This window comes from Pseudomonas sp. 06C 126 (assembly GCF_001855215.1).
GTDB lineage: Bacteria > Pseudomonadota > Gammaproteobacteria > Pseudomonadales > Pseudomonadaceae > Aquipseudomonas > Aquipseudomonas proteolytica.
In genome coordinates, this window is sequence record NZ_MIFU01000091.1 from 14,274 (window position 1) to 33,279 (window position 19,006).

Annotated in this window: 14 protein-coding genes; 6 read left to right on the top strand and 8 right to left on the bottom strand. The window is 63.2% G+C overall.

The window, feature by feature from the left end:
- Positions 1-95: 95 nt before the first annotated feature.
- The 6 genes from BHC62_RS16775 (at position 96) to BHC62_RS16800 (ending at position 7,986) form a co-directional block, all read left to right on the top strand.
- Complete coding sequence (locus BHC62_RS16775; protein WP_070995575.1) at positions 96-2,453, top strand: DNA polymerase II; 2,358 nt, start codon at positions 96-98, stop codon at positions 2,451-2,453.
- Between the two features lie 51 nt (positions 2,454-2,504).
- Positions 2,505-3,137, top strand: a complete 633-nt coding sequence (locus BHC62_RS16780; RefSeq protein WP_070995576.1) for a glutathione S-transferase N-terminal domain-containing protein — start codon at positions 2,505-2,507, stop codon at positions 3,135-3,137.
- 164 nt (positions 3,138-3,301) lie between these two features.
- The gene (locus BHC62_RS16785) at positions 3,302-3,856 is read left to right on the top strand and encodes a DUF4174 domain-containing protein (RefSeq protein WP_029293223.1); all 555 of its coding nucleotides are present in this window, start codon (positions 3,302-3,304) and stop codon (positions 3,854-3,856) included.
- Positions 3,857-4,011: 155 nt separating this feature from the next.
- The gene (locus BHC62_RS16790) at positions 4,012-4,527 is read left to right on the top strand and encodes a sigma-70 family RNA polymerase sigma factor (RefSeq protein WP_029293221.1); all 516 of its coding nucleotides are present in this window, start codon (positions 4,012-4,014) and stop codon (positions 4,525-4,527) included.
- Complete coding sequence (locus BHC62_RS16795) at positions 4,524-5,483, top strand: FecR domain-containing protein (RefSeq protein WP_029293219.1); 960 nt, start codon at positions 4,524-4,526, stop codon at positions 5,481-5,483. The genes BHC62_RS16790 and BHC62_RS16795 overlap by 4 nt, the downstream gene beginning before the upstream one ends.
- 82 nt (positions 5,484-5,565) lie before the next feature.
- Positions 5,566-7,986, top strand: coding sequence for a TonB-dependent receptor (locus tag BHC62_RS16800; protein WP_070995577.1), 2,421 nt, complete (start codon positions 5,566-5,568; stop codon positions 7,984-7,986).
- 537 nt (positions 7,987-8,523) lie between these two features.
- Here the strand turns inward: BHC62_RS16800 and BHC62_RS16805 are convergent.
- Genes BHC62_RS16805 through BHC62_RS16840 form a run of 8 tightly spaced genes read right to left on the bottom strand, consistent with a single transcriptional unit; the run spans position 8,524 to position 18,982 of the window.
- Entirely contained in the window at positions 8,524-9,930 is a 1,407-nt protein-coding gene (locus tag BHC62_RS16805) for a lipid II flippase MurJ (RefSeq protein ID WP_070995578.1), read from the bottom strand.
- Positions 9,930-10,751, bottom strand: coding sequence for an acyltransferase (locus BHC62_RS16810; RefSeq protein ID WP_070995579.1), 822 nt, complete (start codon positions 10,749-10,751; stop codon positions 9,930-9,932). The genes BHC62_RS16805 and BHC62_RS16810 overlap by 1 nt, the downstream gene beginning before the upstream one ends.
- Positions 10,748-12,151, bottom strand: coding sequence for an O-antigen ligase (locus BHC62_RS16815; protein ID WP_070995580.1), 1,404 nt, complete (start codon positions 12,149-12,151; stop codon positions 10,748-10,750). Before BHC62_RS16815 ends, BHC62_RS16810 begins: the two co-directional genes overlap by 4 nt.
- On the bottom strand, positions 12,151-13,254 hold the full coding sequence (locus BHC62_RS16820) for a glycosyltransferase family 1 protein (RefSeq protein ID WP_070995581.1): 1,104 nt from the start codon (positions 13,252-13,254) through the stop codon (positions 12,151-12,153). The genes BHC62_RS16815 and BHC62_RS16820 overlap by 1 nt, the downstream gene beginning before the upstream one ends.
- Entirely contained in the window at positions 13,245-14,459 is a 1,215-nt protein-coding gene (locus tag BHC62_RS16825) for a glycosyltransferase family 4 protein (RefSeq protein WP_070995582.1), read from the bottom strand. The genes BHC62_RS16820 and BHC62_RS16825 overlap by 10 nt, the downstream gene beginning before the upstream one ends.
- 25 nt (positions 14,460-14,484) lie before the next feature.
- On the bottom strand, positions 14,485-15,825 hold the full coding sequence (locus BHC62_RS16830; RefSeq protein WP_029293205.1) for a beta-xylosidase: 1,341 nt from the start codon (positions 15,823-15,825) through the stop codon (positions 14,485-14,487).
- A complete protein-coding gene (locus BHC62_RS16835; protein WP_070995583.1) occupies positions 15,822-17,003 on the bottom strand; it encodes a glycosyltransferase in 1,182 nt (393 codons plus the stop codon). Before BHC62_RS16835 ends, BHC62_RS16830 begins: the two co-directional genes overlap by 4 nt.
- Positions 17,003-18,982 (bottom strand): exopolysaccharide transport family protein, encoded by a 1,980-nt coding sequence (locus BHC62_RS16840; RefSeq protein WP_029293201.1) that lies wholly within the window; start codon positions 18,980-18,982, stop codon positions 17,003-17,005. The genes BHC62_RS16835 and BHC62_RS16840 overlap by 1 nt, the downstream gene beginning before the upstream one ends.
- Between the last annotated feature and the right edge of the window lie 24 nt (positions 18,983-19,006).

Genomic DNA, 19,006 nt, shown 5'->3' on the forward strand with positions numbered 1-19,006 from the left:
ACGACTTTTCTGAAGGCCAGAAAATTTCTATTAAGGCCTTACGGCGGATGCCGAGTAGAATCGCGCCCTGAAAGCGATTCCTGAGGTGCGGCAAGGTGGATTTACAGCAGGGTTTTGTCCTGACCCGGCATTGGCACGACACCCCGGCGGGCACGCAGGTCAGCTTCTGGCTGGCCACCGACCAGGGGCCGCGGTATATCTGTCTACCGGTGCAGCCTTCGGTGATGTTTATTCCCGTGGCCCATCGCGAGCACGCGCAACGAGTGCTCAAGGGTGAGCGCGATGTGGATCTGCGTCCGCTGCAGTTGTGTGACTTCCATCACCGCCCGGTCCTGGGCCTCTATACCCGCCAGCATCGCCAGGCCATGGACCTGGAAAAACGCCTGCGCCAGGCCGGCGTGGATGTCTACGAAGGCGATGTACGCCCGCCTGAGCGCTACATGATGGAACGCTTTATCACCGCGCCCGTGGCGTTTGACGGCACACCGGGCGAGGGCGGGATGCTGCTGGAGGCGCAGATGAAGCCGGCGCCGGACTACCGTCCGGCGTTGAAGCTGGTCTCTCTGGATATCGAAACCACCGCGCGCGGCGAGCTGTACTCCATCGCCCTGGAAGGTTGTGGTGAACGCCAGGTGTATATGCTCGGCCCGCCGAATAAAACCGACGCGGTGGATTTCCAGCTCGAATACTGCGACAGCCGCGCCCAACTGCTGGAGCGCCTGAACCAATGGCTGGCACAACACGACCCCGACGCAATCATTGGCTGGAACCTGGTGCAGTTCGATCTGCGGGTCCTCCATGAGCATGCCAAGCGCCTCAACGTGCCATTGCTGCTCGGCCGTGGCGGCGAGGCCATGGCCTGGCGCGAACATGGCAGCCGTAACCATTACTTCGCCGCTGCTGCCGGGCGACTGATCATCGATGGCATCGAAGCCCTGCGTTCGGCCACCTGGACCTTTGAATCCTTCAGCCTGGAAAACGTCGCCCAGACCCTGCTCGGCGAAGGCAAGTCGATCTCCACGCCCTACCAGCGCATGGACGAGATCAACCGTATGTTCGCCGAGGACAAGCCCGCGCTGGCGCGCTACAACCTCAAGGACTGCGAGCTGGTGACGCGGATTTTCGAAAAGACCGAACTGCTCAAGTTCCTGCTGGAGCGGGCCAGCGTCACCGGCTTGCCGGCGGATCGCAATGGTGGTTCGGTGGCGGCGTTCACTCATCTGTATATGCCGCTGATGCATCGCCAGGGCTTTGTCGCGCCGAATCTGGGGGACAAGCCGCCCCAGGCCAGCCCCGGTGGTTTTGTCATGGACTCGCGGCCCGGCCTGTACGAGTCGGTGCTGGTGCTGGACTACAAAAGTCTCTACCCGTCGATTATCCGCAGCTTCCTGATCGACCCCGTGGGCCTCATCGAAGGCCTGCGCCATCCCGACGACAGCGAGTCGGTGGAAGGCTTTCGCGGCGCCCGCTTTTCCCGCACCCGGCATTGCCTGCCGTCGATTGTGGCGCGGGTCTCCGAAGGCCGCGAGGTGGCCAAGCGCGAACATAACGCGCCGCTGTCCCAGGCCCTGAAAATCATCATGAATGCCTTCTACGGCGTGCTGGGTTCCAGCGGTTGCCGGTTCTTCGACACACGACTGGCCTCGTCCATCACCCTGCGCGGCCACCAGATCATGCGCCAGACCCGCGAACTGGTCGAAGCCCAAGGCTATGAAGTGATCTATGGCGACACCGACTCCACCTTCGTCTGGCTGGGTAGTGCCCACTCCCAGGAGGAGGCCACACGCATCGGCCAGGGCCTGGTGCAGCACGTCAACCAATGGTGGCGCGAACGCCTGCAGAGCGAATTCGGTCTGCAAAGCGCCCTGGAACTGCAATACGAAACCCACTTCAGCCGCTTCCTGATGCCGACCATTCGCGGTGCGGAGGAGGGCAGCAAGAAGCGTTATGCGGGCCTGGTGACCCGGGCCGATGGCAGTGAAGAAATGATCTACAAAGGCCTGGAAACCGTGCGCAGCGACTGGTCGCCCCTGGCCCGCCAATTCCAGCAGGAGCTGTATCAGCGCATCTTCCATCGCCAGCCCCACCAGGATTACGTGCGTGACTACGTGCGCCGCACCCTCGACGGCGAACTCGATGAACTGCTGATCTACCGCAAGCGCCTGCGCCGGCAACTGGGCGACTACGAGCGCAACGTGCCGCCCCATGTGCGCGCCGCGCGCCTGGCGGATGAGTACAACGACCGCCAGGGTCGTCCACGGCAATACCAGAACGGTGGCTGGATCCGCTATGTGATCACCGTCAACGGCCCCGAACCCCTGGAGGTGCGCCAGGCGCCGATCGACTACGACCACTACGTCACCCGGCAATTGCAGCCGGTGGCCGACGCGATCCTGCCGTTTGTCGATGACGATTTCAGCACCTTGGTCGGTGGTCAGATGGGCTTGTTTTAACGGCGGGAAAGCGTTTCACTCTGGACGCTGAACCGGTCGGAGGAACGCCCCATGTACACGCTCTACGGTACGCAAAGCTCAGGCGCATGCATCGTCGAAATCGCCCTGCAACGTTGCGGCGTGCCCTGGCAACAGGTCGATGCCAGCCCCTGGGGCGACATGGCGGGGATGGAGGCCCTCGGGCAGATCAACCCGCTACGACAAATCCCCACCCTGCAACTGCCCGACGCCAGCGTGCTGACGGAAAGCGCGGCGATCCTGATCCATCTGGGCCTCGCGTATCCGGCCAGCGGACTGCTATCTGGTAACCGCGCCCAGATCATTCGCGGCCTGGTGTACATCGCCGCCAACTGCTACTCGGCGATCACCATCATTGACTACCCACAACGCTTTCTCGACGACGCCGACGAGACGGTGCAGGCGCAACTGATTGCGGGCACGCAACAGAAACTGCATCGAACCTGGCAGGTATTTGCCGAGCAGTTTGCCGGGCAACTTTTTACCCCGCAGGGGTTGCCCAATGCCCTGGGCATCATGGCGGCCGCCGTGTCCCGTTGGGAGGGCGTGCGGGACGTCCTGCAGCATTCCCACCCCGCGTGCGCCCAGGCTCTGGCGCGGGTGGATGGCGATCCGCAGGTGGCTCCGGTCTTTGCCTGGCACTGGCCCGATTGGCCCGCGCAGTGAGCCCTGGCAATCAGAAGAAACAATGAGGTCCGATGGGCCTCAAACCCTTGCGTCGCGGGCGTCCTAGCCTACTCTTTCTGATAGTCGCGTAGGAATCATCCTTGAAATTGACTGTCGCAGACATGAAACTCAAAAACTCTGCATGGAATTGGAAGGAGGTACGCATGCTCGTCCGGTCGCTGACCCTGGCTACCTTGATGGCGTTTACGGGGCCGTTGTTGGCTGCGGATAACCGAGGCCCGCTGGAACAGGATCAAGGCAAATTCCGCCCGCTGATCGTGATTGCACCCAGCTCTATCGACCCGACTCAGGTCCAACTCAAGAAAGATCTTGAACAGCCTGAGAACAAACAGAAGTTCGCCGAGCGCAACATGGTGCTCTACACCGTGAACTACACGAGCATCGGCACCGTCGGCCAGCGCGACGGCAAGGACCTCGGCGCCCAGGACACCAATGCGCTGATCCGTGCCCTCAAACTTGGCGCCAGCGCCGGTACCAAAGTGATCCTGGTGGGCAAGGACGGCGAGAAGAAAGTCGAAAAGACCGTACCCCCCGATACCCTTGACCTTGCAGAATTTTTTGCCGCAGTCGACAAAATGCCAATGGCCGAAAAAGAAGCCGCCGCACCCGTCGAACCAGAACCTGCCGCACCGGCTGCGGGCAAGCCTGGCGCCAAAGCCAAGCCTGGCAAGCACGCGCCGCAACCCCTGGAAGATTGACGCTTTCGGAACAACCCTTTGTAGGAGCCGGCAAGCTGGCTCCTACAGTGGATGCGTTGGCAAGTCCTACAAGCCGTGTGCCACTTGCAGGCATTGCGCCATGAAGCATATGATAACCGTTATCATTTACGGCTTACCTCCTGTGCGCGTCCTCCATGCCTCCGATTCCTGCGACAAGCCCCACTGACCTCGCCACCCTGTATCAGCAGCAACACCGCTGGCTGCAGCACTGGTTATGGCGTCGTTTGAACTGTTCGCAGAGCGCTGCTGACTTGGCCCAGGACACCTTTCTGCGCCTGCTCGCCAAGAATCAACCCCTTGAGGTCCAAGCCCCCCGCAGCTTTCTGGCGAAAGTCGCACAAAGCGTGCTTTCCAATCACTTTCGCCGGCAAAAGCTGGAAAAGGCCTACCTGCAAGCCCTGGCGCTGTTGCCAGAAGAGGTGGCGCCCAGCGCCGAGACCCAATGGCTGCTCCTGGAAACCCTGATGGCCCTCGATGAAGTGCTCGGCCGCCTGGCATTGCCGGTGCGCCAGGCCTTCCTCTGGTCGCAGCTCGATGGCTTGAGCCACGGCGAAATTGCCGAGCGCCTGGGCACCAGCATCACCACGGTCAAGCGCTACATCGTCAAGGCCGGTGCGCAGTGCATTGTGCTCGACAGCCAGCGCCCATGAATCCGTTGCCCCTGACCCTGGAAGCTGCTGAGCAGGCCATGCACTGGCAATTGGAGTTGCAGGCAGCGGACGTTACTGAACAGACCCGGGCGCAATGGCTGGCCTGGCGCCAGCAAGATCCTCTCAACGAGCAGGCATGGCAGCATTCCCAGCGGTTTTTCCAGCGCATGCACGAGGTGCGAGACCCCGCGCACCAGGCTCTGGTCAGCGCCACCCTGTTACCGGCGCTGTCCCGTCGTCGGGTCCTGAAAAACCTGGCCCTCTTGCTGGCCGCCGGCAGTGTGGCGTGGACCGCCCGGGATGCCGGGCTGTTGCAGCCCTGGACCAGCGATTTCAGCACCACCGTCGGTGAGCAATGGCGTATCGACCTGGCGGACAATACCGAGATCCAGCTCAATACCGACACCGCTATCGATGTGAACTACAGCCCCGACCAGCGCCTGATCCATCTGTTGCGCGGGGAGATCCTGGTAGTACCCAACCCATTGGATGCCCGCCCGCTGTGGGTGAAAACCGCCGAAGGCCTGACCCATGCCGCAGGCGGGCGCTTCAGCGTGCGCCAGCGCGATGGGTTTACTCAGTTGGGGTCTGACCGGCAGCCACTGGCGGCGCAGATTCCATCGCGCAGCCTGAGCCTTTCGCCCGGCGAGATCGTCAGCTTTGACCAGCAGACCCTGTTGGCGCGACGCCCGCAGCGCGCCGGCGAATTGGCCTGGGGCCGCGGCATGATCGTCGCCGAGGGCCTGCGCCTGGAAGACTTCCTCAATGAATTGAGCCGCTACCGACGCGGGCATCTGGACTGTGACTCGAGCGTGCGCGAGCTGCGTGTGTCCGGCACCTATCCGTTGGCCGACACAGACCGCATCCTCACTGCGCTGCAACAGACCCTCGAGCTGGACGCGCAGCATTTCACGCGGTTCTGGGTCACGCTTAAACCGCGTCGGGCGCAGGTATGAATTTATTTTGCATGCATGTGGTCCGTTTCCGAATCTCACGAGACTTATATCCCCAGACACTCACTTATCTGGGGAACAGCGCATGCACCCGCAACGCACCATTCGGGCAACACTGAAAAAATCACTGGCTGTGGCCGTCGTCCGCGGCATTGCCAGCTTCGCCGGGGCAGCACCGTTGTTGCTGGCGCCGGCCTGGGCCATGGCGGCGCCACAGCAGGAGTTCGACATTGCCCCAGGCTCCCTGGCCGGTGCGTTGAACCAGTTTGGCCAGGCCACGCATATCTTGCTGTCCTACCCGGCCGCGCTCACGCAAGGGCAGACCAGCCCCGGCCTGCAAGGGCGACATGACCTCGACACCGGCCTGGCAATCCTGCTCAGTAACAGCTCGCTGCAAGCGGTGCGCGGCAGCGGCGATAACTACTCCCTGCAACCCCGTCCTGCCGACGGCGCATTGCAACTGGGCACCGTATCGATCTCCGGCAAGGCGCCGGGGTCGACTACCGAGGGCACCGGCTCCTACACCACGCAGTCGTCCAGCAGCTCAACCCGCCTGAACCTGACGCCCAGGGAAACCCCGCAATCATTGACCGTCATGACCCGCCAGCGCCTGGATGACCAGCGCCTGACCAACCTGTCGGACACCCTGGATGCCACCCCCGGCATCATCGTGTTGCGCGACGGCCTGGGTTCGGAAAGCGACGCCTATTTCTCCCGTGGCTTTCAGATCCAGAACTTCGAAATCGACGGTGTGCCCACCGTCACCCGCATGGACAACTACACCCAGAGCATGGCGATGTACGACCGGGTGGAAGTGGTGCGCGGCGCCACCGGCCTGATCAGCGGCATGGGCAACCCCTCGGCCACCATCAACCTGATCCGCAAGCGCCCGACAGCCGAGGCGCGGGCTAGCGTAACCGCCGAAGCAGGCAACTGGGACCGCTACGGCAGCGGCCTCGACGTATCCGGCCCCCTGACCGAAACCGGCAATGTGCGCGGGCGCTTGGTGGCCGACTACAAGACCGAACACGCCTGGGTCGACCGCTACAAGCAGCAGACCCAGTTGCTGTACGGCATCACTGAATTCGACCTGACCGAAGACACCTTGCTGACCATGGGCTTGAGCTACCTGCGCACCGACGTCGACGCCCCGGCGCGCTCCGGTTTGCCCACACGCTTTACCGATGGTTCGCGCAGCAACCTCAGCCGCTCCCTGAATACTGCGCCGGCCTGGTCCTATAACGACCATGAGCAGACCAGCTTCTTTACCTCCATTGAGCAGAAGTTCGACAGCGGCTGGAGCGCCAAGGCTGAGTTCACCCATTCGCAAAACAAGTTCGATGAGGTGTTCAACTACGTCAACGGCAGCCTCAACAGTGATGGCAGTGGCACCACCCAGTTGCCAGTGCGATTCTCTGGTACCCCGCGCCAGGATAATCTCGACCTGTACGCCACCGGCCCGTTTGACCTACTGGGCCGTGAGCACGAGTTGATCGCCGGCGTGACCTTGTCCAAGTACAAGGAAAACGTGCCCAGCCATGGCGGCTGGAACTATGCGTATTCCGGCTCCCCGGCGGGCGCCATCGACAACCTGTTCAACTGGGACGGGCACTCGGCCAAGCCGGACTTCCCGGTGACCGGCAAATCCTCGGTGGATGAAAGCCAGTACGCCGCCTACCTGAGTACCCGCCTGCGCATGACCGACGATTTGAGCGTGATCCTCGGCAGTCGGGTCATCGACTGGAAGCGCGACACCCAGGACAGCCCCTACGGCGGCGTTGCCACCCGTACCAGCGAGTCGGAAACCGGCGTGTACATTCCCTATGCCGGGGTGGTCTACGACCTGACCGACAATTGGTCGGCCTACGCCAGCTACACCAAGATCTTCAATCCCCAGGCCAGTTGGGTGCGCGACATCAACAACAAGGCCCTGGAACCCATGGAAGGCAAGGGCTACGAGCTGGGCTTGAAGGGCAGTTTCTTCGACGAGCAGTTGAACACCAGCCTGGCGCTGTTCAAGTTGGAACAGGACAACCTGGCGATCTGGATCGACACGCCGGGCGGCAACACCTATCGCAACGAGAAGGGCACCACCACCGAGGGTGTCGAACTGGAACTCAACGGTGAGCTGGCCGAAGGCTGGCAAGCCTCGGCGGGTTACGCCTATGCGGTCAGCACCGATGCCGACGACAAACGCATCGTCACCACCTTGCCGCGCCAGAGCCTGAAAACCTTCACGACCTACCGCCTGCCGGGAGCGTTGAGCAAGGTGACCGTGGGGGGTGGAGTGAACTGGCAGAGCAAGGTCGGTGAAGACCTGCACACGTTCAGCCAGGGTAGCTACGCCATCACCAACCTGCTGCTGCGCTATGACGTGACGCCGCAGCTAAGTACCTCGGTCAACCTCAACAACCTGTTCGATCGCGAGTACTTCAGCTATGCCGGCAACCACGGAATGTACGGCGCGCCGCGTAACCTGATGACCAGCATCAAGTACGACTTCTAACCCTGCCCCCGATCCCCTGTAGGAGCGGGCTTACCCGCGATAGCAGTAGTTCAGGCGCTGTTACTGTCGACTGACACACCGCCATCGCAGGCAAGCCAGCTCCCACCTTTGATTGGTGTCACGGCCAAAATACTGCACCCGACAAAAATCCCCTGTAGGAGCGAGCTTGCTCGCGATAGCAGTAGTTCAGGCACTGTTACTGTCGACTGACACACCGCCATCGCAGGCAAGCCAGCTCCCACCTTTGATTGGTGCTGCGGCACAAAATACTGCACCCGACAAAAATCCCCTGTAGGAGCGGGCTTGCCCGCGATAGCAGTAGTTCAGGCACTGTTTTTGTCGGCTGACACACCGCCATCGCAGGCAAGCCAGCCCCCACCTTTGATTGGTGTCACGGCCAAAATACTGCACCCGACAAATATCCCCTGTAGGAGCGAGCTTGCTCGCGATAGCGGCGTATCAGCCACCGAATCTATTGGCTGATCCACCGCCATCACAGGCAGCAGCTCCGCGCGCTGCCTTTTTGCTATGCGCAGCTCACGCCTTCCACGGCTTGAGCCACAGCCCCAACCCCAGCAGCACCCCGGCGCCTGCCAGGGTGCTCAAGCCCAGTTGCCAGCCATCGCTGTGCAATGGGTGCAGGACCAGCGCCGCTGCTCCCAGCAACACCACACTCAGCCCCCACTGCAATGGCCAGCCCAATTGCCCGAGCAGGTGTTGGCGTTGCATCAGCAGCAGGTTGGTGACGATCACCCCACCCAAGGCCGCCAAGGCGATGCCCGGCAGGCCGAAAAAGTACGGCAGCACTACCAGCAGGCCGGCATTGACCAGGCTGCCCAGCAGTTCGCACTTGAGCGGCAGGCGCGTATCGCCGCTGGCGTAGGCATAGCGGGCGAGCATGGCGTTCCAGGCGCCGAACACCAGGGGCGTGGCGAACCAGGCAAGCAGGGCGGGCAGCGGGCCGTCGGCGCTTTGCGCCGGCATCAGCAGGTGAATCAGCACGGGGCTCGCGCCAATCAGGCCGAGGGCGGCCGGCAGGCTCAATAGGGTTGCGGCGTCCAGGCCACGGCGCAGCAAGGCCAGGCGTTGTTGGCCCTGTTCGCCGCTCATCAGCCCCAGCAGCACTTGGTTGAGGCTCATCAGTGCAATCAACGGCAGGTTGATCAGTTTGCGCGCCAGGTTGACCCAGGTCACCGCGCCTTCGCCCAGGTAACTGGCGATCAGCCGTTCGAGCAAGGCCAGGCCCTGACTGGCGACATTGCTTGCCAACAGCGGACCGATACGTCCCAGCAGCTCGCGGCCGGCCTGGGCATCGCCCTTGACCTGCCAGGGGCGCCAGCCGAACGACCAGACCGGTGCCAGCAGCGGCAGGCACATCAACACGCTGCCGGCAAAAAAACACAGCGCCAGTTCTTCGCTGTCGCTGGCCGTGCCCTGGATAAACAGGTACAGCACCGGCGGCAGGTTGAACAGTAACGAACCCAGCCCCGGCAGCACAAAGCGCTGGCGCGCCTGCAACGGAATACTGAACAGGCCATGCATCACCAACCCCGGCGCACAGGCGGCCAGCCAGCGCAGGTTGGCGGCGGCCTGCTCATGGGCGGCGGCATCCAGCCCCGGGCCGATCAGCCGTACCCACAATGGCGCGCCCAGTGCCAGCAGGGCGAACAGACCCAGGCCCACGCCGAGCAGGCGCGGCGACAGGCTGGCCAACCAGACTTGCTGGCGTTGCCCATCACGTTGCTGATAGAGGGGCAGGGCAGCCGCTGCGAGCAAGCCGGCAGCCAGGGTCATGCGTAGCGCTTCGGGCAGAAACACCGCCACCAGGAACCCATCGCTGCGGCTGCCCGCACCCCAGGCCGCGACCAGCAGCCATTCCCGGGCAAAGCCGGCCACCAGCCCGGCGAGGGTCGCCAGGGTCAGCCACAGGGTGCTGCCAAACATCAGTGCAACAGGGTGAACAGGCCCTTGCCACCCACCTTGTAGTTCAGGCCGCGAACGCGTTCGCCCATGACTTTGGCACCGGTGCCGCCGACAATTTTGTACGGCGCGACGGTTTTGGCCACCACGGTATTGGCGGTCACCACCGAGCCTTCGCACAGATGGGTGCCGAAACCGATCAGTGCCCGGCTGCCGATCCACACGTAGTCGTCGATGTAAATAGCCCCGGAAATCGACCAGAACTCCGGCGCCTGTAAGTCATGGCTGCCGGCGATGATCAGCACATGGGAGGCAATCGCCACATGGTTGCCGATCACCAGGCCAGAGCGCGCATCCACCTGGCAATGCCAGCCGATCACGGTGTCGTCGCCCACTCTGAGGTTGTGGATGCCCAACACCTCGGTGTTGCGCCACAGGCTGGAGCCCTTGCCGATCTTCGCGCCGCCCAGGCGCAGCCAGCCGATACGGATGTGGTGGCTGGGGATCTTGTTGATCAGGATGTTGTAGGCCATGTCCCAGGCGCTGCGCCAGCGGTCCTTGAGGGTTGCCCAGTTCTTGCCATAGATCGGCAGGAACTGCGCCGGGACATCCTGTTTCATGCGATGGAACAAGCGGCGTGCCACCGGATGTCCAATGGTCGGTTCCACGTCGAAAGAGGTCATCCAGAAGAGTTTGTTGCTGCCTTCGCCTTCTTCAAAAACCACCTCGTTGGCCAGGCACCAGGCCAAGCCATCTTGCAAGTCTTCCAGGCTCACACCGAGTTCGCTGGCCAAGGCGGGCAGGCGGTCACGCAGGTCGGGGGAGTGAATAGTGCGATGTTTCATGGTTGGCTATCCTTTGGCACGGAAACAGGAGCAGAAGCGGTCACGGTCGGGTTCAGGCGCACCTGTTGCAGGCTGATGCCCATCAACAGCCAGAACAGCGCGATCAATACAAAGGTGAAGCTGAAGTAGTGGTCGAAGATCCCGGTCAGCAGCGCCGCCAGTACACCGCACACACAGCCCAGCCACAGTGCGTTGTCGGCGGTGACTTTGCGCACCGAGCCCAGCGGCCGAACTTCACGCCACCACAACACGGTGACGGCGATAAACAGCAGCATCCCGGGAATGCCGATCTTGTAGATGAAATTCAGCCACAGGTTGGAAATCCCCAGCAAGTTGCTGCCCGGCACCGGTGGGTCGATCTTGAAGCCGATGCCCAGCGGGTACTTGGCCATGACATCGGGGAACCCGGCGTACTCGTCGAAGCGGATCTCGGTACTGGCGTTGGTGGTCGAGAACATCGTCATCAAACGGTCCTGCAACGGCGGATAGAACATCACCAGGGCGATCACAAAGGCGACGCCGATGCCGATAATCCGCCCGCTGTGGGGCACGCGCTTGTAGGTCAGCCAGATCAGGATCAGCGCCAGGGCCACAATCGCGCCCCGGGAGATGCTCAGTAGCAGGCCGGCGCAACCGAGCACCGCCACCGCCAGGCCCAGGGCACGGCGCCAGCCGGTGCGGGTCCAGCCGTAAAACAGCGCCAGAGGGATGAACAGCACCAGCACGCCACCGGTCAGGTTCGGGTGGACCCAGGGCGAGGCCATGCGTTTGTAGTTGGCCGAGAAGATGTCCTTCACCGCCTCGGGGTGGGCGTATTTGAGGTCGGTGAGGATGTCGATCATCGACATCGCATTGCGCGTCTTGAGGAACATGAAGATCGACAGCGACAGCATCGCCAGGTTGCCCAGCAGCAGGGCGACCACCACTTTGTCGCGGTCGGCATCGGTGCGCAGCAGCAGCGGCACGATAAACAGCAGCGACAGGTTCATCAGCCAGCGCACCCAGTTGACCGGCCCGTTGCCCTCGGCGTGGATGATGATCATGCCCCAGATAAACGGGATGGTGCTGAACAGCATCAGCCACATCAAGGCCCGCTCCGTGGGGCGCCAGACCATGAAGCCACGGGTCTTGCCGATAAACGATTGCCAGAACACCCCGGCCCAGGTCAGGCCCAGCACCGCTTCGCTGATGGTGGTGCGGATCCCCAACTGCAAGGTGGTGTAGGGAATACTGGTGGCCAAGACGGCAAAGATCAGCAGCCCCCACAGGGGTTTGCGGATCAAGGTCAGCGCCACGCCCAGGCCGACCACGATCATAAAGACCTTCATCGGCGGCAGTGCCAGCAGCAAGCCACCGAAGATCAGGCCCAGGAGCAGACTAACGAGTTTTCCTGGCAGCATTAGCGGTTCAATTCCTTGAGCAGTTTATCCAGGCGCAGGCGGTAGGCCGGTTCGGCAAATTGCCGGGCCCACGTGCGTTGCAATTCGGGGTCGGCCGTGGTCCCGGGCGCTGCCAGTGACACCATCAATGTTTGCAGTTGCCCGGCGTCGTCGGGCGCAAAGCGCGCCGCCGTGGGGGGCGCCACTTCATCCAGCGCCGAACCACGGGCCACCGCCACTGGCGTGCCGACACTCAGTGCTTCCACCACTGGCAGGCCAAATCCTTCGGCATAGGAAGGCTGCCACAGGTACGCGGCATGCCGGTAGAGCGCCTGCAACTGGCCGTCGGACAGACCGTTGCGCCAATGCAGGCCGGGCAAGTCGCCGAGGGTCGCCGGCACATCGCTGGCGTGGCCGACCAGCACCAGGTCCGGCACGTTCGGGTCCCTGGCGCGGCTGGCTTGCCATTGCGCAAGAAAGAACGCCATGTTCTTGCGTGGCTCACGGGTGCCCACCACCAGCCAGTAGCGCGCGGGCAAGCCCTCGGGCAGCGGCTCGGGTGCTTCGGTGAACTGCGGCACCAAGTTGTGCAACACCCGGAACTTGGCCCGCGCCCAGGGGAACAGGCGCGCGGCTTCATCACACGAAAACTGCGACGGGCACCACACCCGGTCCGCCTGCCACACCGACCAGGCAATCGACGCGCCATCGATCATGCGGTAGGCCACGGCCTTGAGCCGAGAGCGATGGAAGTTGCGATGGGTCAGTTGGAACAGGTCGTGCAGCACCAGCACATAGCGGGTGCCGGCGGGTTTGCGGCACAAGGGCAAGCCCATATTGGCCGTGGCGATGTACAACTCGATCCGCTGTTCGTGGATCCCCCGGGGCAAAAAACCGCGTTCAAAGCGCAGCCGTACCTGGGGGCGTTGCAGGCCTTCCAGCGGGCTGGCCCAGGGCGGGCAAACCGCGGTGTCGCGCTGGGGATGATCCAGCGGCGCCTCGCTGAACAGCACCACTTCAGTGTTGTCCCGGGCGCGCAAGGCTTGCTCCAGGGCCAGAACCTGACGGGCGATGCCCGACGAAGGCGCGACCGTGGCGGGGCGGTAATCCAGGGCTACGCGCATGCTTGGGGCTCCTGTTGGGTGGGCAAGGTGCGGTAGATCTGCTCCAGTTCGTTACCGGCCACCGCCCAGTCGTGATAGTTGCGCGCGTAGTCCCGCGCGGCATTCGCCAGTTGGCTGGCCAGCGCCGGCTCGTCCAGCAGGCGCACAATGGCCTCGGCCAGGGCTTCGGTGGTTTCGCCAGGCAGATAGTGTGCTTGCGCCTCGACCGCCAGCCCGGACACGCCCTGGGCGGTGCTCACCAGCGGCAGCCCGGCGGCCATTGCCTCCAGCACTTTGAGTTTGGAGCCGCCGCCGTGGCGCAGGGCGGCGACAAAACCTGCGCAGCGGCGTTGCAAGGCGGTCAGGTCGGGGACAAAGCCCTGCCATTCAATACGTTCGTCCGGCCAGCGCTCACGCCAGTGCTCGGGCAAGCCAAAGCCAGCTACCGCCAGGCGGGCGCTGGGGCACTGCAACCAGACCCTGGGGAATATTTCGTCGAGCAGCCACTGCACCGCATCGAGGTTCGGTGCGTATTCGTAGTTGCCGACAAACAACAGGCGCTGGCTCTGCGCATCGGCGCTGACCGCGCTGAACGCACGGCTGTCGACCCCATTGACCACCACGCTCACCGGGGTGGCGGTCAGTTGGCCGATGGCCTGGGCGTCGGCCTGGGTCACGGCCACCACATGGCACGCCGCATCAAACGCCTTGCGCTCCCACTGCCGGCAGCGCCACTGGTCGTAGCGCACGAACGGCCCGGCCCACTTCGGGAAACGGTCATAGGTGGCGCCGCCCAGGCTGGATTCCAGGTTGTGCTCGGTGAGCACGAAGTCCCGCGATTGCTGGCGCAGGACACTGAGGTACGGTTGCAGGCTGTAGCTGTGCTCGACCTGGATCACATCCCAGGTTTCGTCCAGCAGTTCGCCAAAGCGCGCCTGCAACACCGGTGACAGGCCGTTGACCGTGGTCAGCAACGGCCAGGGCGCAAACACTCCGGCGAGCAGGGTCATGGGGTGTTTGAGCGGTCGGCGTGGTACCACGATCAAGCGTTCGAGCAGGGGCTCGAGGGCGGCGTGCACGGCGGCGTCGGCCGGCGTCTTTGATTGCACCAGCAAGGTGATGCGGTGCCCGCGCTCACTCAAGGTACGCAGCAAATGGTATTGCCGGGTCTTGCCGCCGCTGGTCATCGGCCACGGCAGATAGGGCACAATCCACAGGATTCTCACGTGCAGCTCTCCATGCCTGGGCGTGCTACCACACCAGTATTTGCAACGACGGTTTCACCACGGGGCGAATGCCGTTGTAATCGTTAAGGGCCTGCCTGGCGCCGGTCAGCGGGTCCAGCAACTCGGCGCGCTGTACCTTGGGCAAGGTGATGCTGGTGCCTTCAGCGCTCCAGTACATCAACAGGTGTTTACCGTCTTCGCGGGTCCAGGCCACGCTGTAAAAAGTCTTGGGTACGTCTTCCAGCACCGGGGTGACGCCCGGCTTGAGCGTCGGCCCGGTGATCTCAAGGAAGCGGGCGAGAGCGCTGTAGACCGGCTTGGGTTCGCCGTTGAGGTCGAGCAGGCCGTAGTGCTGGTCACGCACGGAGGCGCGTTCATCCAGGTCGGACAGGGCAAACAGGAAAATCTTCTGGTAGTCCTGGGACGCCATCAGCGCCAGGCGGCGCAAGGTAAAGTCGGCCTGGCCGTCGACGCCGATCAGGTCCTGCATTTCCTTGGGCCCGCTATAGCTGGACCAGCCCCACTCGGTGGCCCAGACATCCTTGACACCGGCACCGTGCAGCACCGCATTGAGCTGGTCGCCGCGCAGCAGGACTTCGTTCTTGCCTGGTTCGTCGGTTTCAGGGGTCATCGAATACGGGTGATATGCCGCCACCATGCCCAGGGTTTGTACGCCCATTTTGCCGAGGGCTTCAAACATCAGGGTTTTGCCGCGCGGCGGCATCTGGCTGTAGTAGGCCATGCCGCCCATCACCTGGATTTTGTCCGGGGCGGCGATATTCAGTGCCTGGTGACTGGCCAGCAGCAAGCGCGCGTATTCCTCGGCATTCACTTGCGGGCGCCAATTGTTCGGCAGGTTCTGTTCGTTCCACACCTGCCAGGCGTTGATATTCGGGTAGCGCTTGGCCAACAGCGCCAGGCGCAGGGCGTACACGTTGGCATCCCGTGGGCGGTACTGGTCCTGGAATTCCGCGCCCCTGGGGGCGGTGGTGATGAACGGCGCCGAGCCCACCAGGTAGAACACCGAGCGGATCTTCTCGGCGGTCAGGGTGCGGTCCAGTTCATCGAAAGTGCTCAGTTGATAGTCTTCCTCCTTGGGTTCCAGGCGGTCCCAATGCAGGTCGACGCGCACCCAGTCCAATCCCAGTTTCTGGTATTGGCGGATCTGCTTCTGGTACTGCTCGGGCTTGAACCACAGAAAGTGCGCGTTCACCCCCAAAAACTCGCGCCACACCACGGTGCGCTGGGGCGCCAGGTTGACCGGCTCTGCGTCGACCTTTTCACTGAGCAGCAGCGCGCCGCCCACGGCCAGGGCAATGACCAATGGCAAGTAGCGCCACATCGGGCGAGTAGAGGACGTGTTCATCGCAAAGGCTCCTTGACTACGGCCTGGAACAACTCGGCAAAGCGTTGGGCGGTGCTGGCCCACTGGCGCTGCCGGCCGATATCGGCAGCGTGGTCGGCCCACTGGCGGGCCTGTTGCGGGTCGAGGATCAGGCGGCTCAAGGCATCGCTCAACGAGGCGATATCCCCCTGTTGATAGGTGATGCCATTGCCACCGGCGACTTCTTCGGCGAAGGCGCGGGCGTTGGAGGTAATCACCCCGCGCCCGCAGGCATTGGCCCAGGACAGCGCGCCGCTGGTGCCGCGCATCTGGCCGAGGAAGCCGAGTTTTTTCGATTCGCGGTAAGGCAGCACCATCACATGGTGCGCCTGGATCGTGTGCGGGATATCGGCCGAAGGCAGGTCCAGTTGCCAGTCCACCACATCGCCCAGGTGCAGGGTGGCGATCAGTTGGCGCAGGCCATCGAGGTAGTTGCCGGCCGGGTCGAAGGTCATTTCTGGTGCGGTGCCACCGGCAAGGGTCAGGCGCACCTGGCCACGGCATTGCGGGTGGGCGGCCAGGGTGCGGGCCAGGGCCTGTAGCAGGTCTTCGATGCCCTTGCCCCGGTAGATAAAGCCGAAGTACAGCAGGCGCAGCGGTTGCAACGGCGGCAAGGCCACGGGGGCGATGGGCAGGTTGCCGTGGGCAATCACCGCCACTTGCTCGGGTTTGAGGCCCATGCGCTGGCGCAGGCAGTCGCCGCCCAGGCGGGTGAGGGTGATCAGGCGGCGCATGCTTTTGGCCAGGCGCCGTTCTTCGTAAAGGGTCAATGGATCGGCCAGCAACGCCGCCGCCTGGGGCAGCGGGTGGGGCAGGCGTTCGAGCAGGGTCAGCGGGAAAAACAGCTTGGCCCGGCGCCAGATCAGGCGTTCCGGGTCGTGCACGGTGGCGGTCAGCGGCAATTGCGGTTGGGTGCGGCGCAGGTAGTCCAGGGCCTGAAACTCGGCAAAGCGCCCGCCGCCCAGCTCGGCATGCACCAGGTCCACGCCGCGCCAGTCAAAGGCTTGCAGGCGCTGCAGTTGTTGCGCCAGGTCCAGGCAACCCTCCAGCGGCGTCAGCACCTCCAGGCCTTGTTCGCGCAACGCGCTGCGCAAATGCGCAGCGTAGTCGGCGATCCCGGTCTGCTCCGGCGGCAGTGGCGCCAGCAGCGCAATGCGCATCAGGCCGCACCGCGCCAGCTGTTGATCCGCGCCAGGACATTGGCCGGCACTTCAAAACGGCGGCGGTTGAGGATCATCCCGTCGACTTTGCCGAACGCGGTGGTCAGCAACGACAGGGCGTTCTCGATGGTCGGCACGGTACTGGTGCGGGCTTCGATCACCAGCACAATCTGGTCGGCGCGGCGCAGGGTGAGGAATGCCTGCGGGTTGGACGACAGGGCAGACGCATCCAACAGCAGCACTTCACCCGGCTTCGCGGCGTCGCTGCCGTTGACCGAGACCCGGTGGCCGCGTTCTTCCAGCAGACGCTTGAGTTGCTCGATGATAAAGCTCACGCCCTCGCCATGCCGTGCCGAGGTCAGGCCCAGGGCAAAGCCCTCGCTGGCGATGCGCTCGGCGGGCAGCAGGCTGTACAGGCGATAGATGCTGGCGGTGAGGGCTGCAGGCGTGGCGTGTTGCACATCGGGGATGCTGCTCCACAGCGGTACACCGAACACTTCCTGCAAGCGCGCGCCATCGTGGATACGCTGGTCCAGCAGGTACAGCACATAGATGGTCAGCAAACCGACGGCCAGGCCGGCAGGAATGGTGAACAACAGAATCAGCAGGCTCTTGGGAAACACGCGCGCCGGGTTAAGGGTGGCGTGTTCGATCAGGGCGATGTTGCTGATCTGGCTGCTGTCCAGTTCGTGGTCGATACGCGCCTGTTCGAGGTTTTCCGAGTACAGCGCGTAGCTTTTCTCGGCGGTGCGCAGTTGCTGGGTCAGCTTGTTCAGTTCGGGTTCATCGGTCATCGCCTGGTCACGCTGGGCGCGCAGTTCGGCGAGGGTCTTGTCGTAGTTCTCGATTTCCCCGGCCAGTTTGCGCTCCTGCAACTGGGCGTCGATGATCTGCTGCTTGACGTTGATCACCAGGCTGTTGGGCGCGGTGTTTTGCGAGCGTTCCAGGCGTGTTGCTTCCTGGGCGCTGAGAGCTTCCATGTCGCGGATGTTCTGCTCGATCTGGTTGACCTGCGGCGTACCTGGCAGATAGGTGCGCAGCAGGCGTGCGCGTTCTACTTGCAGGGCGTTGAGCTGGCGCTTGAGGTCAAGCTGGGTCGGGTTGAGGCTGGTTTCCCGGGCCGTTACCACTTCCGCTGGCTGGTTCTTGATCTGCTGGCTGGCGTTGGCCAGGAAGCTGCGGATCCCCGCGATCTGGTTTTGTGCGGTGACCTTGGCGTCGGTGACGCGGTCGATCTGGTTGGTCAGGTTTTTCAGGCGCGCGTCCACGCTGATCGAATCGATCTGCTTCAAGCGGCCCTGCAGTTCATCCTTGAGCCCCTGGATGTTGGTGGCGACCTTGGTGCGCTCGGCTTCATAGAAGGTATGCAGGCTCTTGCGCCCGAGAATCCGCGCCCGCTCTTCGAGGTAGGCATCGACCCAGGTCTCGACGACCTTTTGCGCGATGACCGGATCGTCCCAGGTGAAGGAAATCTCGATCACCGAGGAGCCTGGTTCGTGACCGGCTTCGAAGTTCTTCTCCAGCTTGGTCGCCAGGCGTTCCAGCGGGCTTTGCTTCTCGGCCAGGCCCACGAATTGCAGGACGCTGCGCACCGCATCGAGCACTTCACCCGCGGCTTTCTTGACGTAGAACTTGGTGACCTTCCAGAAGCCCTCTGGCGGCTCGGACGTCATCGCCAGGTAGCGCTCGGCAACGATATGCACGATGGGCCGGCCGGTGAGCATCTTCTCCTCATCCACGATCGGATCGTGTTGGGTGCTGGGCGCAATCAGCGTCTGGCGGTTGGCGGCTTCGATCGGCAATGTGGTGTTGTCCCGCCCTGGCTTGACCAGCAAGCGCGCGTCGGACTCGTAGCGAGCCGGCAGCAGGAAGGCACCCAACACGGCCACCACAATCGTGGTGATCACGGCCAGTTTGAATTCGCGGCGGAAGATGAAAAACAGCCGCAAGAGGTCGCGTAGAGAGCGGATTTCGATCACAGGATCACTCCATTGATAGGGAGG

What these genes read in the sequence shown, in the direction of transcription:
- BHC62_RS16805 (WP_070995578.1), bottom strand. Translation starts at nt 9,930, where the DNA reads ATGTTTGGCAGCACCCTGTGGCTGACCCTGGCGACCCTCGCCGGGCTG.
- BHC62_RS16790 (WP_029293221.1), top strand. Translation starts at nt 4,012, where the DNA reads ATGCCTCCGATTCCTGCGACAAGCCCCACTGACCTCGCCACCCTGTAT.
- BHC62_RS16815 (WP_070995580.1), bottom strand. Translation starts at nt 12,151, where the DNA reads ATGCTGCCAGGAAAACTCGTTAGTCTGCTCCTGGGCCTGATCTTCGGT.
- BHC62_RS16795 (WP_029293219.1), top strand. Translation starts at nt 4,524, where the DNA reads ATGAATCCGTTGCCCCTGACCCTGGAAGCTGCTGAGCAGGCCATGCAC.
- BHC62_RS16785 (WP_029293223.1), top strand. Translation starts at nt 3,302, where the DNA reads ATGCTCGTCCGGTCGCTGACCCTGGCTACCTTGATGGCGTTTACGGGG.
- BHC62_RS16820 (WP_070995581.1), bottom strand. Translation starts at nt 13,254, where the DNA reads ATGCGCGTAGCCCTGGATTACCGCCCCGCCACGGTCGCGCCTTCGTCG.
- BHC62_RS16830 (WP_029293205.1), bottom strand. Translation starts at nt 15,825, where the DNA reads ATGAACACGTCCTCTACTCGCCCGATGTGGCGCTACTTGCCATTGGTC.
- BHC62_RS16835 (WP_070995583.1), bottom strand. Translation starts at nt 17,003, where the DNA reads ATGCGCATTGCGCTGCTGGCGCCACTGCCGCCGGAGCAGACCGGGATC.
- BHC62_RS16780 (WP_070995576.1), top strand. Translation starts at nt 2,505, where the DNA reads ATGTACACGCTCTACGGTACGCAAAGCTCAGGCGCATGCATCGTCGAA.
- BHC62_RS16800 (WP_070995577.1), top strand. Translation starts at nt 5,566, where the DNA reads ATGCACCCGCAACGCACCATTCGGGCAACACTGAAAAAATCACTGGCT.
- BHC62_RS16810 (WP_070995579.1), bottom strand. Translation starts at nt 10,751, where the DNA reads ATGAAACATCGCACTATTCACTCCCCCGACCTGCGTGACCGCCTGCCC.